Origin of the sequence: Streptomyces coffeae, assembly GCF_016741875.1 — a bacterium.
GTDB classification, from domain to species: Bacteria; Actinomycetota; Actinomycetes; order Streptomycetales; family Streptomycetaceae; genus Streptomyces; species Streptomyces coffeae.
Genome location: NZ_JAERRF010000013.1, coordinates 68,559 through 84,561 on the forward strand (window position 1 = coordinate 68,559; position 16,003 = coordinate 84,561).

At 71.4% G+C, this 16,003-nt stretch carries 14 protein-coding genes; 8 read left to right on the plus strand and 6 right to left on the minus strand.

The features are described 5' to 3' along the window. The first annotated feature begins 275 nt into the window (after window positions 1-275). On the plus strand, window positions 276-857 hold the full coding sequence (locus tag JK363_RS22520) for an ATP-binding protein (RefSeq protein ID WP_215911196.1): 582 nt from the start codon (window positions 276-278) through the stop codon (window positions 855-857). A gap of 279 nt (window positions 858-1,136) precedes the next feature. Here JK363_RS22520 and JK363_RS22525 read toward each other — a convergent pair whose 3' ends face one another. Beyond that, window positions 1,137-2,063: a cyclase family protein gene (locus JK363_RS22525; RefSeq protein ID WP_201876809.1), complete on the minus strand. Its 927-nt coding sequence runs from the start codon at window positions 2,061-2,063 to the stop codon at window positions 1,137-1,139. 97 nt (window positions 2,064-2,160) lie between these two features. Between JK363_RS22525 and JK363_RS22530 the strand changes: the two genes are divergently transcribed. From JK363_RS22530 to JK363_RS22545, 4 genes are all read left to right on the plus strand, one after another. Next, window positions 2,161-3,087, plus strand: coding sequence for an SDR family oxidoreductase (locus JK363_RS22530; protein WP_201876810.1), 927 nt, complete (start codon window positions 2,161-2,163; stop codon window positions 3,085-3,087). Between the two features lie 56 nt (window positions 3,088-3,143). Then, window positions 3,144-4,343, plus strand: coding sequence for an acyl-CoA dehydrogenase family protein (locus JK363_RS22535; protein WP_201876811.1), 1,200 nt, complete (start codon window positions 3,144-3,146; stop codon window positions 4,341-4,343). Next, a complete protein-coding gene (locus JK363_RS22540; RefSeq protein ID WP_201876812.1) occupies window positions 4,340-5,818 on the plus strand; it encodes an aldehyde dehydrogenase family protein in 1,479 nt (492 codons plus the stop codon). The genes JK363_RS22535 and JK363_RS22540 overlap by 4 nt, the downstream gene beginning before the upstream one ends. 142 nt (window positions 5,819-5,960) lie before the next feature. Further along, on the plus strand, window positions 5,961-7,013 hold the full coding sequence (locus tag JK363_RS22545; RefSeq protein ID WP_201876922.1) for a Zn-dependent alcohol dehydrogenase: 1,053 nt from the start codon (window positions 5,961-5,963) through the stop codon (window positions 7,011-7,013). Here JK363_RS22545 and JK363_RS22550 read toward each other — a convergent pair. Then, complete coding sequence (locus tag JK363_RS22550; RefSeq protein WP_201876813.1) at window positions 7,003-8,031, minus strand: GlxA family transcriptional regulator; 1,029 nt, start codon at window positions 8,029-8,031, stop codon at window positions 7,003-7,005. The genes JK363_RS22545 and JK363_RS22550 overlap by 11 nt on opposite strands. Before the next feature lie 111 nt (window positions 8,032-8,142). On the opposite strand from JK363_RS22550, the gene JK363_RS22555 reads away from it, so the two are divergent. After that, window positions 8,143-9,501, plus strand: a complete 1,359-nt coding sequence (locus JK363_RS22555) for an MFS transporter (RefSeq protein ID WP_372444827.1) — start codon at window positions 8,143-8,145, stop codon at window positions 9,499-9,501. A 24-nt stretch (window positions 9,502-9,525) separates the two neighbouring features. On the opposite strand, the gene JK363_RS22560 is transcribed toward JK363_RS22555, so the two are convergent. The 4 genes from JK363_RS22560 to JK363_RS22575 form a co-directional block, all read right to left on the minus strand. Further along, a complete protein-coding gene (locus JK363_RS22560; RefSeq protein WP_236076020.1) occupies window positions 9,526-10,161 on the minus strand; it encodes a flavin reductase family protein in 636 nt (211 codons plus the stop codon). Between the two features lie 127 nt (window positions 10,162-10,288). After that, on the minus strand, window positions 10,289-11,161 hold the full coding sequence (locus tag JK363_RS22565) for an enoyl-CoA hydratase/isomerase family protein (protein WP_201876815.1): 873 nt from the start codon (window positions 11,159-11,161) through the stop codon (window positions 10,289-10,291). An 88-nt stretch (window positions 11,162-11,249) separates the two neighbouring features. Continuing rightward, entirely contained in the window at window positions 11,250-13,499 is a 2,250-nt protein-coding gene (locus JK363_RS22570; RefSeq protein WP_201876816.1) for an acetate--CoA ligase family protein, read from the minus strand. Between the two features lie 189 nt (window positions 13,500-13,688). After that, complete coding sequence (locus tag JK363_RS22575) at window positions 13,689-14,846, minus strand: flavin-containing monooxygenase (RefSeq protein WP_201876817.1); 1,158 nt, start codon at window positions 14,844-14,846, stop codon at window positions 13,689-13,691. 178 nt (window positions 14,847-15,024) lie between these two features. Here JK363_RS22575 and JK363_RS22580 point away from each other — a divergent pair, with 178 nt between their 5' ends. Beyond that, window positions 15,025-15,477, plus strand: coding sequence for a DoxX family protein (locus JK363_RS22580; protein ID WP_201876818.1), 453 nt, complete (start codon window positions 15,025-15,027; stop codon window positions 15,475-15,477). Between the two features lie 41 nt (window positions 15,478-15,518). Beyond that, a complete protein-coding gene (locus tag JK363_RS22585) occupies window positions 15,519-16,001 on the plus strand; it encodes a Zn-ribbon domain-containing OB-fold protein (RefSeq protein ID WP_201876925.1) in 483 nt (160 codons plus the stop codon). Window positions 16,002-16,003 lie beyond the last annotated feature (2 nt).

The window sequence follows — 16,003 nt, forward strand, 5'->3', positions numbered from 1 at the left end:
TTGCCCGTGGGGCGACTCCGGGCATGCCGATGTGCCCCGGTCGCGCGGGGTGTGCGGCGGTTCGGGCTCGGTGTTCGAGTCCGTGTACCGCGCGTCGCACAGTATGCCCCACGCATACTCCTTGGCGCTGGAATATGACCGAAGCGCTTGTTGGGGTGACTGTACGTCAACCATGCTGTCTCGCAAGTGAGTCACGGTCCGTGACCTCTTGGAGGTACGAGGCGATGTGTCCGCCAGTTCGGATGGTGTGAGCGGTGCAGGTGCTTCAGATGCAGATGGAGGTCAGGCCAGACCCCGCGGAGGTGAGCCGGGCCCGCCGGTGGGCGCGCTCGCGTCTCGCCGGTACCGGGATCGCGGCCGATGAGGCACTCGCCGATACGTTGATCCTGCTGATTTCCGAGCTTGTCACCAATGCCGTGGTGCACACGGGCTGTCCCGCGGTGCTGCGCATGCTCTTGCCCGAGCAGTCCGCCGCGGGCGGCGGTGCCGGAAGCGGCGGAGGTGTCGGGAGTGGTGTCGGAAGCGGTGGCGGTGGCGGTGGTGCGGTCGGTGGGGGTGGATCGTTCGCGGGCAAGGGGCCGGGCTTCGGGACCGTCCGGGTCGAGGTCGCGGACACCAGCACCCGTGCGCCCCGGCAGCGCTGTGCCGATGAAGAGGCCACGAACGGCCGCGGTCTGGAGCTGGTTGACGGACTTGCCGACCGCTGGGGCTGGCAGCCGGAGGGCGCGGGCAAGCGCATCTGGTGCGAGATCGACCGCGAGAAGCGCGAAGATCCCTTTCTGGCCGCCCGCGGTACCGCTCATGCCCCATCACAAATAGGGCGAACTCGACAAAGTCCAGACCAGGTGTTGACGTGACGTGGTCGGTTGATCACTCTAGGATCAGCGATTCGTCGTGAGGGGACGTCGAGGGCGTTGATGGCTCTGTGGGCTCTGAGTTCAGAGAGTCGTTCCTCGGCGAGTGCGGGTCGCGGCCCGGTGGCTGAACAGGGCTCAGCGCCGGAGCCGGGTGGCGGTGCGCGGTGCCGTGCTCGGGGTGTGCATGTGCGCACCGCCGCCCGATGACCCGCTCGTCCCCTCGCGCCGTTCGGCGCCGCTTGGCCGCCCGGGGGCGGTGGGGGCGCCGGTTGTGCGGGGTCAGAGGATCGCCACGGGGGCGACTGGGGAGCCCGTACCGCCGGTGAACGGCTCGGGTGTGGCCGACAGCAGAAACGCCCAGCGACCCTCGTCGGCGCACACCGCCGCCAGCTCCTCCAGGTTCCAGTTCTGGCCCTGCATCATGCCCATCTCGACAAGGTCCAGGGCGTGTACGGGCAGCCACAGATCCTCGATCTCCGGTGGGAAGATCTCGAAGGTGAGCGTGTCATTGGCGACCGCGGCCACATCGCGTGCGTGGAACCACTCCGGGGTGCGGACCGACAGCCCGGGTGAGGGGAACGCGTACGCCTCCTTCTCGCCCGCCAGGCAGCGTTGGATCTGACCGGTCCGGATGAGCACGATGTCGCCGGAGCGCACCTTCACTCCGGCCAGCTCCTCGGCCGCGTCGAGGTCTTCGGGGGTGACCGGGCGCCCCTCGGGCAGCCGGTCCGCGCCGTGGGCGCGCGCCACATCGAGGAGCACGCCCCGGGAGACGATATGGCGCGCCTTCTCGATACCGCTGAACGCGGCGCGGGTGTGGGCGGTGATGGAGTCGGCGGGGCGGCCGTTGTAGATCCTGCCGGAGTGCGAGACATGGCCGAGCCCGTCCCAGTGGGTGCCCGCCTGGAGGCCCATGGTCACGGCGTCGTCGCTGGTGGCGACGGTGCCCGGGCCGAACACCTCCATATTGACGGCGACCATGGTGTGCAGGGGGTTGACCCGCCCGGGGATCATTCCGGTCTGGATGCCGTCCTGGTGCAGCGGGACCGCGAGCGGGACGCGGCGACCGGTCCGTAGCGTCGCCGCGGCCTCCCGGACCACCTCGTCGGTGATCAGGTTGAGGGTCCCGATCTCATCCGCGGCCCCCCAGCGGCCCCAGTTGTTGACGCGCTTCGCGATCTCGTGGAACTCGGCCGGCAGCGACATGGCGTCTCCTTCGTGGTTTCCGTTCGAGGGCTTGTACTCGGGCCGCCTCTGCTCAAAAATCTAACGGACCGTCAGAAACTCCGGGAGGGGACGCGACGTGGGCAACTTCTTGGACGGCAAGGTGATCGCCGTCACCGGGGCCGGGCGTGGCATCGGACGAGCCGTGGCCCTCGCCTGCGCGGCCGAGGGGGCGAAGGTCGTCGTCAACGACTATGGGGTCTCGATCGAGGGAGCCGAGCCGACCAGCGAGGTCGCCGAGGCCGTGGTCAAGGAGATCGAGGCCAAGACGGCGACGGGGTCGGGCGGTGCGGCGGTCGCGGTCGCCGACGATGTCTCGACCATGGCCGGTGGCCAGCGGATCGTGGACACCGCCCTCGCACGGTTCGGTCGGCTCGACGGCGTTGTCTGCGTCGCCGGGATCCTGCGTGAGCGGATGCTCTTCAATATGACCGAGGAGGAGTGGGACCCGGTGGTTGCCACCCACCTCAAGGGCACGTTCACGGTCTTCCGGGCCGCGGCGGCCGTGATGCGGGGGCAGCGCTCCGGCACTCTGATCGGCTTCACCAGCGGCAATCACCAGGGAAGCGTCGCCCAGGCCAACTACGCCTCCGCCAAGGGCGGGATCATTTCGCTGGTCCGAAGTGCCGCGCTGGGCCTGCACAAATACGGGGTCACCGCGAACTGTGTGGCCCCGGTCGCCCGCACCCGGATGTCCGCCAACGTTCCGATGGAGCTCAAGGAGATCGGCGAACCGGAGGATGTGGCGGCACTCGTGGTCTACCTGCTGAGCGAACGCGCCCGCGCGGAGCGGATCACCGGGCAGGTCTATACGGTCGCGGGTCCCAAGATCGCGGTCTGGGCCCAACCGCGGGAGCTGCGCGCCGGGTACGCGGACGGCGCTTGGACCCCCGAGAAAATTGCCGACTTCCTCCCGGGCACGGTCGGCACCGACCCGATGCCGATGCTGGCACAGCTGGAAGCGATGGCGCGGGCGGCGGCCGGCAACCAACGCCCCAATGCCTGACGCCACCGGGGACCACTCCGCCGTCGGGAACGGCCGTATGGGAGAGGGGAGAGGCTGTGGACTTCGCTTTCGGGGCGGACGACGAGCGGTTTCGCGGTGAAGCGCGGGCCTGGCTGGAGGAGCATGTCGCCGGTCCGTTCGCGTCCCTGCGCGCGCTGCCGCCCGGGCAGGACGGCCGGGCGGCGGCACACCGGAAGTGGGAGCGCGCGCTCGGCGGTGGCGGCTGGATCGGCCTCGGCTGGGACCGCACGCACGGGACCTACGGGAACCGGGCCGCCACCCTGACCCAGCAGGTTGTCTGGGCCGAGGAGTACGCCCGCGCCGGGGCGCCCGCACGGCTTGGGCACATCGGCGAGAACCTCCTCGCGCCCACCCTGCTCGCCTACGGCAACACCGCCCAGCGCGCCCGTTTCCTGCCCGCCATCGCGCGCGGCGAGGAGCTGTGGTGCCAGGGCTACAGCGAACCGGACGCGGGCTCGGACCTCGCCGGGGTGCGGACCCGCGCAGTCCGCGACCCGCGCGAGGACACCTACCGCATCACCGGGCAGAAGATCTGGACCTCCCTCGCCCGGGAGGCGGACTGGTGCTTTGTGCTGGCGCGCACCGAGCGGGACTCACAGCGCCACCATGGACTCTCCTTTCTGCTGCTGCCGATGGACCAGCCGGGCCGGATCGAGGTGCGGCCGATCCGGCAGATGACCGGGACCGCGGAGTTCAACGAGGTGTTCTTCGAGGGGGCCGTGGCCCGCGCCGAGCACCTCGTCGGCGGCGCGGGCCACGGCTGGCAGGTGGCCATGGGCCTGCTCGCGGTGGAGCGCGGGGTCTCCACCCTTGCCCAGCAGATCGGCTTCGCCCAGGAGCTCGGCCGGGTCGTGGAACAGGCCCTGGAGACCGGGGCCGCCCGTGAACCCGTGCTGCGCGACCAGCTGGTACGGCAGTGGGCCGAGCTGAAGGTGATGCGCTGGAACGCCCTGCGGACGCTCGGCGCCGCACAGGATCCGGGCGCGCCCAGTGTCGCCAAGTTGCTGTGGGGCGGCTGGCATCAGCGCCTCGGCGAGCTGGCCGTGCAGGTCAGGGGTGCGGCGGCCGCACTGGGCCCAACGTGCTGGACCGCGGAACACCCCTATGAACTCGACGCTTCCCAGCGTCTCTTCCTCTTCTCCCGCGCCGACACCATCTACGGCGGCTCGGACGAGATCCAGCGCAACATCATCGCCGAGCGGGTACTTCACCTCCCCAAGGAATCACGCCGATGACCACAGACCGGCAGAGTGCGTACGGACACTGGATCGGTGGCGCCTGGCAGGCGCCCGGCCAGGGGCACTACCCCGTGGTCAATCCCGCCACCGAGGAGACCGTCGGCCATGCCCCCGAGGCGGCCGAGGCGGATGTCGATGCCGCGGTCCGGGCCGCCCGCGCCGCGTACGACGGCTGGTCGCGCACCGCCCCACGGGAGCGCGCCGCCGTACTCGATCGCGTGGCCGCCCTGCTGGCCGAGCGCTCTCCGGACCTGGTGCCCCTCCTCCAGGCGGAGACCGGCGCGACGCTGCGCGTCACCTCGGCGCTGCAAGTGCCCCCGGCCGTCGACCGCTTCCGCCGCTATGCGCGCGGCGCCGTCGAACCGGACACCCTTCCGCTCGCCCCGCTGCCCGTGGCCGCCACCCCGCTGGCGGCCGGTGGGCTCATCGGGGCGGCCGCGGTCCGCCGCCCCCTGGGTGTGGTCGCCTGTATCACCTCCTACAACTTCCCTCTCGCGAATCTTGCGGGCAAGGTCGCCCCGGCCCTGGCCATGGGCAATACGGTCGTGGCCAAACCGGCCCCGCAGGATCCGCTGTGCTGTCTTGAACTCGGCCCGCTGCTGAAGGAGGCCGGGCTCCCGGACGGTGCCTTCAATGTCGTCACCGGCTCGCGCGCGGTGGTGGGCGAGGCGCTGGTCGCCCACCCCGGCGTCGACATGGTCAGCTTCACCGGATCCACCACCGTGGGGAGGAAGATCGCCGAATCCGCGGGGCGGTCGATGAAACGCACCCTGATGGAACTCGGGGGCAAGGGCGCGGCCATCGTCCTGGGGGACGCCGACGAGCGAGTGATCGCGTCGGCGGTCGGGGCGGTCGGTTCGACCTTCTCCTTTCACAGCGGGCAGATCTGCACGGCGCCGACCCGCGTGCTCGTCCATCGATCGCTGTACGAGAAGGTCATCGCCGCACTCACACATTACGCACGGTCACTCAAGATCGGTGACCCTGTGGATAACTCCACGATCGTCGGCCCGCTGATCTCCGCGGCCCAGCGCGACCGCGTCGAGGCGTATCTCGCCGGAGCCCGTGAACAGGGCGCTCGTGTGGTCGTGGGCGGTGAACGCCCCGCCCTCACACCCGGCTTCTACGCCGCCCCCGCCCTCGTCGCCGACGCCGACCCCGCGATGGCCATTGCGCAGGAGGAGGTGTTCGGCCCGGTCGTCGTGGCCCTGCCGTTCGACGACGAGGACGAGGCGGTGCGGATCGCGAACGGGACCCCGTATGGCCTCTACGACTACGTCTTCAGCGCCGACGCGGGCCGCGCCTGGTCCCTCGCCGCCCGCCTGCGCAGTGGAAATGTCGGCATCAACACCGTCCAGCGCCACCCCGAGACCCCGTTCGGCGGGTTCAAGGACAGCGGAGTGGGCCGCGACGGCGGCTCGTTCGGCCTGCACGCGTACAGCGAACTCCAGTCGGTCGTCTGGGTCTCATGAGAGCGGTGAGAGCGGTGAGAGAGCGGCGAGCAGCGAGAACCGTGCGAGCCGTGCGAACCGTGCGAGCCGTGAGAGAGCCGAGGCGCCCGGGACATCCACGGAACGCCAACGCCAACGCCAGGGATCGGGGAGTGTGATGAGGATGCGAGGCGTCGTCTTCGACGGCACGGAGCCACGGGTCGTCGACGACCTGGAGATACGGGACCCCGGCCCCGGCGAGGTGCTGGTGCGCGTCGCTGCCGCCGGGCTCTGCCACAGCGATCTGTCGGTCATCGACGGCACCATCCCCTTTCCCGTCCCGGTCGTCCTCGGCCACGAAGGGGCGGGTGTGGTCGAGGCGGTCGGCCCCGGCGTCGGCCATGTGACCCCCGGCGACCATGTCGCGCTCTCCACCCTCGCCAACTGCGGGACCTGCCCGGACTGCGACCGCGGCCGCCCCACCATGTGCCGTGCGGCCATCGGCCGGCCGTCCCGGCCGTTCTCCCGCCCCGGCGGTGAGCGGCTGTTCAACTTCGCCTCGAACTCGGCCTTTGCCGAACGCACTCTGGTCAAGGCCGTTCAGGCGGTGAAGATTCCCGAACAGATTCCGCTCACCTCGGCCGCCCTCATCGGCTGCGGTGTCCTCACCGGCATCGGCGCCGTGCTCAACCGTGCCCGGGTGGACCGCGGTGAGTCCGTCGTGGTGATCGGTGCCGGGGGGATCGGGCTCAATGTGCTCCAGGGCGCCCGTATCGCCGCGGCCTCCACCGTTGTGGCCGTCGACTCCAACCCCGCCAAGGAGCCCCTGGCCCGGCACTTCGGCGCGACTCACTTCGTCCCGTCCGCCGAAGCCGCCCGGGAGATCCTGCCGTCCGGCGCGGACCACGTCTTCGAATGCGTCGGCTCCACCCAGCTCATCCGGCAGGCCGTCGATCTGCTCGACCGGCACGGCCAGGCGGTGCTGCTCGGCGTTCCGCCCGCCGACGCCGAAGCGTCCTTCCAGGTCTCCTCGCTCTATCTGGACAAGTCCATCCTGGGCTGCCGTTACGGCTCCTCCCGTCCCCAGCGCGACATCGCCGTGTACGCCGATCTCTACCGGCGGGGCAGACTGCTGCTGGATGAACTGATCACCCGCAGGTATCCGGTGGAGGACTTCGCCAAGGCCGCCGACGACGCCCACCACGGGCGGGTGGCACGGGCCGTGCTCACCTTCTGACCTCCGTCTCCAGCGAGGCGGTGGAAGCCACGGCCCCGCTGCGGAAGGTGCGCCGGTAGACCGTCGGCGAGACACCGAGCGCCGCCTGAAGGTGCTGGCGCATCGACGCGGGGGTGCCGAAGCCCGCGTCCCGCGCGATCCGGTCCATGGACAGATCGGTGTCCTCCAGCAGCTGCCGCGCGCGTTCGATCCGCTGCGCCGCCAGCCACCGGCCGGGGCTGACACCGGTCTCCTCGCGGAAGCGCCGGGTGAAGGTCCGTACGCTCATCGACTCCTGGGCGGCCAGCTCGCGCAGCGAGATGGGGCGGTCCAGGCGTCCCAGGGCCCAGGCACGCGCCGCCGTCGTGGTGGCCTGCTGGGGCTCGGGGAGCGGACGGCGGATGTACTGCGCCTGGCCGCCGTCGCGGTGGGGTGGCACCACACTGTGCCGGGCGACCTCGTTGGCCACGGCCGTGCCGTGGTCGCGCCGCACGATGTGCAGACACAGATCGAGACCGGAGGCGACACCGGCGGAGGTGAGCACATCGCCGTCGTCCACGAAGAGCACGTCCGGGTCGACCGTGACGGCCGGGAAGAGCCGCTGGAAGTGGTCGGCGCTGTGCCAGTGGGTGGTGGCCGGGCGGCCGTCGAGCAGACCGGCCGCCGCCAGCACGAAGGAGCCCGTGCAGATGGACACCCAGCGGGTGCCGGGGCGGGCATGGGCGAGCGCCGCGGCGAGCGACGCGGGCAGTCTGCCCTCCTCGAAGACCGGCCCGAGTCCGTACGAGGCGGGCACCACGACGGTGTCGGCCTCGGCCAGGGCCTCCGGGCCACGCTCCACGGTGATCGGGAAGTCGGCGTCGGTCCGCACCGTCCCGGGCTCGGGGGTGCAGGTCACCACGTCGTAGAGGGCGTGGCCCTCGGGGGAGCGGGCCTTGCCGAAGATCCGGTAGGGGATGCCGAGTTCGAAGGGGATCACGCCGTGCAGGGCGAGCACCACAACACGGTGGGGCCTTACGGCAGTCTCCGGCTGGGACATCCGCCACCTCCAGAGCGAAACAGAGCGCGGGACACGGGCCTGGCCCGATCCTAACGAATGCTGTCCCGCGGGCCACTCGCTCGTTCCGGCCACCGTGCGGATCCTGGTCCGGTGACACAGACAACCGGACTCCCCGGAGCCTCAGAACAGGATGAGCGTCGGCCCGAGAGGGCCCCGCGGCGGGCGCCTCGCGTACGCCTCCCCCGTCGCGCCCCGCACCGGGCATGGCTGGTCGCCGCCGTCGGGTTTGTGACGATCATCGGGGCGGCCGGTTTCGCCTCGCTGCCCGGTCTGCTGATTGATCCGCTCCATGAGAAGTTCGGCTGGTCGCGCGGCACGATCGGATTCGCGGTCTCCGTCAACCTCGCCCTCTATGGGCTCACCGCGCCGTTCGCGGCCGCCCTGATGGATCGCTTCGGCATCCGTAAGGTCATCGCCGGCGCGCTGATCGTGATCGCCACGGGCGGCGGGTTGACGGTTTTCATGACCGCCGCATGGCAGTTCATCCTCTGCTGGGGCGTGCTGGTGGGACTCGGCAGCGGCTCCATGGCGCTCGCGTTCGCCGCGACCATCGCCAACCGGTGGTTCGTCGCCCGGCGCGGGCTGGTGACCGGCATCCTCACCGCGGGCGGTGCCTCCGGGCAACTGGTCTTCCTGCCGCTGCTCTCCTGGATCGTCGAACACCACGACTGGCGCGCCGCCGCCGTGACCGTCGCGCTCTCCGCCCTCGCGATCGTGCCGTTCGTCTGGCTGCTCATGCGCGACTACCCCTCGGACGTGGGGCTCACCCCCTACGGCGCCGACGGCCCGCCCCTCCCGCGGCCCGCGCCACGGCGGGGCGCTGCCCGCCGCGCGGTCACCGCGCTGACCTCCGCGGCCCGCGGCGGCACCTTCTGGCTGCTCGCCGGGACCTTCGCGATCTGCGGCGCGTCGACCAACGGCCTGATCAAGACGCACTTCGTCCCCGCGGCGCACGACCACGAGATGCCGGTGGTGGCCGCCGCGAGCCTGCTCGCGGTCATCGGGGTCTTCGACATCCTGGGGACGGTGGCCTCCGGCTGGTTCACCGACCGCTTCGACGCGCGGCGGCTGCTGGCCGTCTACTACGCGCTGCGCGGGATCTCGCTGATGTTCCTGCCGATCCTGCTGGCCGACGCGGTGCATCCGCCGATGATCTTCTTCATCGTCTTCTACGGGCTCGACTGGGTCGCCACCGTGCCGCCGACCATGGCGCTGTGCCGGGAGCGCTACGGCGAGGACAGCGCGATCGTCTTCGGCTGGGTGCTGGCCTCCCACCAGGTGGGGGCGGGGCTCGTGGCCTTCCTGGGCGGCGTGGCGCGCGACACGTTCGGATCCTACGACGTCGTCTGGTACGCGTCGGGGGCACTGTGCGCGGTGGCCGCCCTGATGGCGCTGGTGATCCGGCGGTCCGGGCCGGTCGCGGCCGAGCCGGTGCCGTCCGCCGCCTGAGGGGCGGAGCCGGGTTGCCAGTTGCTAGGACGCGGGGGTGAAGGCGCCGAACTCGCCCCGGTGGAAGAGCAGCGGCCCCGTCCGCGCCGCCGTCTCGTCCGTGCCGAGCGCACCCACCCGGCCGACGACGACCAGGTGGTCGCCACCGGTGTGCACGGCGTGCACCGTGCAGTCGATCCAGGCCGGAACGCCGGTGAGCCGGGGGGAGCCGGTGGCCGGGGACGGTTCATGGGCGACGCCCGCGAACTTGTCCGGCCGTACGGACGCGCTCACCGCGAAGCCCCGGCACAACTCGCCCTGGTCCGCGCCGAGGACATTGACGCAGAAGACCCCGGCGCGGGCGATCCGCGGCCAGGTGGTGGACGAACGGGCGACCATGAAGGCGATCAGCGGCGGAGCCAGGGACAGCGAGGTGAACGACTGGCAGGCGAAGCCCGCCGGGCCGTCCTCGTCGACGGTCGTGATCACGGTGATGCCGCTCGCGAAGTGCCCCAGCACCCGGCGGAATTCGGCCGGACCGAACGGAACGCGCTCGCCCGCCCGGACGCAGCGCAGCTCGGGCGGGGGCAGCGGATCCACCGCGCGTGGGGCGGAGGTCGGTGAGCCGACCGCGCGCAGATAACGGACGGCGGTGGCGGCCATCCCGGCATGTCCCATCATGCGCCCCAGTGAATCTGATGGAACGTCAGATTGGAAGTGAGGTGACCACGGTTTTCGCACCCGATCCGCCCTGTCCGCCCGGTCCGCGTGCCCGACCGGACCCGATCGCCGACCGCTCATCGACCGCTCATCGGCCGCGGTAGGCGGGGGAGCGTCGTTCGGCGAACGCGCGGATGCCCTCACCCGCGTCCGCCGTGGTCATGTTGATCTCCTGGGCTGTCGCCTCGGCGGCGAACGCGGCGGCCCGGCCCGATTCGAGCGAGGCGTTCACCAGCGCCTTGGTGAGGGCGATGGCGCGGGTGGGGCCGGTGGCCAGGCGTTCGGCCCAGGAGCGGGCGGTCGCGACCAGTTCGGCGTCCGGGACGACGCGGTTGACCAGGCCGAGCCGTTCGGCCTCGGCGGCGGGCAGCCTGTCCCCGAAGAACATCAGCTCCTTCGCCCGCTGCGGACCGGTCAGCCGGGGGAGCAGATAGGCCCCGCCGCCGTCCGGGACCAGCCCGCGGCGGATGAACACCTCGATGAAGGTGGCCGATTCGGCGGCCAGCACCAGATCGCAGGCGAGGGCGAGGTGGGCGCCGAGCCCGGCCGCCGTGCCGTTCACGGCGGCGATGACCGGCTTCTCGCAGTCGAGTACGGCGGCGATCAGCCGCTGCGCCCCCGCCTGGATCAGTCGTGCCACATCGCCGGGGATCCGCTCGTCCGGCCGTCCGTTCGCGGCCATGCCCTGCTGTCCGTTCGCCGTCTCGCCCGGCTGTCCGTTCGCGGAGGGACCGCGCAGATCGGCGCCCGCGCAGAACCCCTTGCCGGTGGCGGTGAGCACGACCGCCCGGACCGCCGGGTCGGCGGAGGCGTCGTCGAGCAGGGAAATCAGCCTTTCCCGCTGGTCGGGGGTGATGGCGTTCAGCGCGGCCGGGCGGTTGAGGGTGATCCACGAGACGCCGTTGTCAGTGGCGTGCCGTACAACGGAGTCGAGGGAGTCTTCGGGGGAGGGAGACATCATGGGGGAGCTCCGGACATCGGTGTGCTCGGCGGGGTGGACGCGCCCGGCGGGGCGGAGGAGGCCGGGTGGAGGGACGAGCGCGGCGGGCTCAGCGGCAGATCGCGAGTGCGTCGAGGGCCACCGCGCCCTGGCCGCGTTCCAGCACCATCAGGGGGTTGACGTCGAGTTCGGCGAGGTCGTCGCCGAGTTCCAGGGCCATGCGCTGGACCCGCAGCACCACCTCGACCAGGGCGTCCACATCGGACGGGGGAGCGCCGCGGACGCCGTCGAGGAGGCCGCGGCCGCGCAGTTCGTCGAGCATCGCGCGGGCGTGGTCCTCGCCGAACGGGGGGACGCGTACGGCGGTGTCCTTCAGGACCTCGACGAGCACACCGCCGACACCCACGGTCACGGTGGGGCCGAAGAGGGAGTCGTGGCTGAGGCCGACGACCATCTCCACACCGCGCTGGACCATCTGGCAGACCAGGACACCGTCGAGTTCGACTCCTTCGTAGCGGGCGATGTCGGTCAGCTCGCGATAGGTGTCGCGGACCTGGCTGGCGGAGGTCAGCCCCAGCCTGACCAGGCCGAGTTCGGTCTTGTGGGCGAGCTGCGGGGCGGACGCCTTCATCACGACCGGGTAGCCGACCAGCCCGGCGGCGCGGACGGCCGCGGCGGCGCTGGTCACCAGCTGCTCGCGCGGCACCCGGATGCCGTACGCCCGCAGCAGCTGCTTGGCCGCGTGCTCGCTCAGCCGCTGGCCGGGCCGCAGCAGACCGCGCACCTTGCGCACCGCGGGGGAGGGGGTGCGCGGGGCGTCGTCGAAGGGGGAGCGGTAGCCGGCGGTGAAGCGGTGGTGGCCCAGATAGGCGCGGACGGCCGTGATGCAGTTGGCGAAGGTGCGGAAGGTCGCCACCCGGGAGGAGCCGAGCAGGGTGGTGCGATAGGCGTCCTCGGTGCCCACCGGGGAGCCCCACACCACGCACACCAGCTTGTCGGTCTGCTCGGCCGCGGCCACCAGGTCCTGGGCGAGACGGTCGCTCATCGGCGGGAAGGGGCCGGTGATGGGGCAGATCAGCACCCCTACGGCCGGATCGGCGAGGATCGCGTCGACGATCTTCCGGCCGCGCCAGTCGCCGACCGGATGGCCGCCGTTGTCGACCGGGTTGGCCACGCTCAGATCGGCGGGTATCCACTGGTGCAGTTCGGTCTGCTTCTCGGCGGAGAGAGTGGGCAGGGGGAGTCCGGCCGCGGTGGCGAGGTCGGCGAAGTGGGCGCCGGTGCCCCCGGAGATCGAATACACCACCACGCCCTCGGCGCGCGGGGGCCGGGCGCGGGCCAGTAGCGCGGCGGTGTCCTGCAACTCGTCCAGGCCGTCCACCCGGATCACGCCGAACTGCCGCATGGCCGCGTCCACCACCGCGTCCGAACCGGTCAGTTTTCCGGTGTGGGAGGCGGCGGTGCGGGTGCCGGTCTCGGTGCGGCCCACCTTCACGGCCACGACGGGCACCTTGGCGCGGGCGGCCCGGTCGGCGGCCAGCAGGAAGCCGCGTCCGTCCTTCAGCCCCTCCGCGTACAGGGCGATGGCTCCGACCTCGGGCCGGGTGGCGAAGTAGGAGATGAAGTCGGCCGCCTCCAGATCCGCTTCATTGCCGGTCGGGGCCCAGTGGCTGAGCCGGATGCCGAGCTCCTGGAGGGTGAAGACGGGGCGGCCCTGATGGCCGGACTGGGTGATCAGGGCGATGGCGGGCCCCTCGAGGTCGTCGCGGAACTCCTCGAAGGCGTTGAGGTTGGTGTTGGGACCCAGCAGCCGCAGCCCGGCGCGGCGGGCCGCGGTGGTCAGCCGTGCCTGGGCGGCGGCGCCCTCGGGGCCGGTCTCGGCGAAGCCGGAGGCGAAGACGACGGCGAACTTCACCTTGGCCTCGCCCAGTTCCTCGATCAGCGGGAGCGGGTCGCGGACGAGGAGTACGGCGAGGTCGACCGGTTCGGGCAGGTCGGCCACGGACGGGACACAGGGGATGCCGAAGACGGACGGACGGGAGGGATGTACGGGGTGCAGCCGGGCGCCGACCCGCTCGGCCCAGGCCACGAGCTGCCGGGTGATACCGGTGTTGGGGCGGCCCTCGGCGTCGGAGGCGCCGACGAGCGCCATCGACTCGGGGCGGAAGAAGCGGTCCAGGTCGGGCACGTCGGCGTGCAGCGGACGGCCGCTGACGTCCCTGTCCTCCGCCTCCTCGGCGCTCCCGGCCCCCGCTGAGCCGGTGTGGACATGGACGGTGGGGCCGGGGGCCCGTCCGCAGGCGACGGCGCGGGCGTGACGGGAGTTGGTGGTGAGGGTGCCGTGAGTCGATCCAAGCATCGGTGTCCGCCACTCCTGCTCGATGGCCAATAGTCAAATATCTGACGACCAGTCAAATTACTCTCTAGTCAGGCTACTGAAGCGATGGCGTGTCAGGAATCCTCGATGCGCGGATAACACGCACCGTGACGGCCGGGGGCGGCCGGAGCGGGTGGAGCGGGGGTGGCCAAGCAGCGAAAAACGGGGCGGTCAGGACGTGGTGCGGGCTACGGTCTTCGCGATCTTGCGGGCGTCGATGGCCAGTTCGCGCAGCATGCCGCTGATCGGGTTGGTGTAGCCGGTGAAGTGCAGTCCCGGGGCGGACTTCAGAGTGCGCCTGCCGTGGGCGAGGGGGCGGCCGCGGGTGTCGAGTACGCCCAGGTGGCCGACCAGCTCCTCCAGTCCGCGCCGGTAGCCGGTCGCCGCGATGACGACCTCGGGTCCGATCCGGGCGCCGTCCGCCAGTACCACCTTGTCCTGGTCGAAGGAGTCGACCGCCGTCACCACCTCCACCGTGCCCCTCCGCACCGCGTCGACGAGCCCCACGTCCTGCACCGGGATGGCGCCCTGCCGTACCCGGGTGTAGAGCCCGGTGTCCGGCCAGGGCAGCCCGCGTTCGGTCAGATCCGGCATGCTCACCCGGCAGATCACCCGCGCGGCCCGGTCCACCACCGGCCGCGGCAGCCGCCGCACCAGGATGCCGGTGCGCTGCGTGGGCCAGCCCGCCGTCGAGCGGCGCAGGATGTGCGGTGGGGTGCGGACCGCGAGCCGTACCCGCTCCGCGCCGCCCTCGACCAGATCGACCGCGATCTCGGCGCCCGTGTTGCCGACCCCGACCACCAGGACGTCCTTGCCCGCATAGGGGCGGGCGTTGCGGTAGTGCGCGGCGTGCAGCAGTTCGCCGGTGTAGGTGTCGCGGCCCGGCCAGTCCGGCAGCCGCGGAGTGTGGTTGAAGCCGGTCGCGACCACGACCACCGGCGAGGTCAGCACCCGGCCGCCCGTGGCTCGCAGCATCCACTCCGTGTTGTCCGCCGTCCGTTCGATCCGGGAGACCTCCACCCCGGTGACGACCTCCAGCCGGTGGTGTTCGGTATAGCGCTCCAGATACCGGATGACGTCGTCCCGGGCGACCCACCGTCCGAACGGCCGGGGTATCGCGAGCCCGGGGAGCGCGGACAGCCGGCGGGTGGTGTGCAGACGCAGCCGGTCGTAGTGGTTGCGCCAGGAGGCGGCGACCGCGTCGGACTTCTCCAGGACCACGGCGTGGATCCCGCGTTCGCGCAGCGTGGCGGCGGTGGCGAGTCCGCCCGGTCCGCCGCCGATCACATACACCGGTGAGGACTTCGGAGAGGAACTGTCGACTGCCATGCGGGCGAGCGTAGTCGGGTAATTGACGGGTTTCGGTCAAATGGATTCCGAATCGATTGCGGAAAGGTCACGGCATGTACCGCCACCCCTACCCCTTGCGCACAGCTCGTCCGTCCCTTGAAACTGACGTACCGTCAGAATCGAGATGGGGATCAGCCGGGCAGGAGGTGGGGACACCATGCGCACGATCTGGCTCAGCGGCCCCGAATGGCTCGCGGTGCTGCGTATCGGACTCGGGCTGTGGTGGCTGGAGAGTTGGCGGCACAAGGACAAGAAGAGCTGGTTCCGGAGCGGCAGCGGTATCGCCTGGGCGAAGGGGGTGGCGGACGAGCATCGCTGGACGTTCGTCCGGCGCGGTTTCGACACCGTCGTCACACCGAGGCCCATGGCCATGGCGTATGTGGTGGTCTATGCCGAACTGGCCCTCGGTCTCGGGCTGATCCTCGGCCTGCTGACCCCCATCGCCCTGATCGGCGGTCTGCTCCTCAACCTGATGTACTTCCTGCTCATGATCCACGACTGGGCCGAGCAGGGGCAGAACAGCATGATGATGCTGATCTCCCTGGTCGGGCTGGCCGGTATGAGCTGGCAGACCTGGTCGCTGGACGAGGCATGGGGGCTGTTCCTGTGAGCGCCGGGTCGAACGCCGCGCCGGGCGCCGGGGCCGGCGCCGTGCCGGGCGGCGCGGCCGGAGCGGCGCACACCAGCACCGGCCCGCCACCGGCTCCGCGCTTCGATCTGCCCGAGCCCGATGCCTTCACCCGCCCCTACTGGGACGCCGCCGCCGAGGGCCGGTTGCTGATCCGCCGCTGTGCCGCCTGCGGACGCGCCCACCACTACCCCCGCGAATTCTGTCCGCACTGCTGGAGCGAGGACGTGGCGTGGGAGGAGGCGAGCGGTGACGCGACCCTCTACACCTGGTCCGTGGTGCACCGCAATGACCTCCCGCCGTTCGGCGAGCGCGTTCCGTACACCGCCGCCGTCGTCGATCTCGCCGAAGGGCCTCGGATGATGACCGAACTGGTCGACGGCCCCACGGGTGATCCGCACCACGGGACCGGGCTGTGGATCGGGATGCCGCTCCGCGCCGCCTTCCGCGCCCCGCGCGACGGCGCCGCGCCGCCTGTTCCCGTCTTCCGGCCGCTGCTTGAATGATC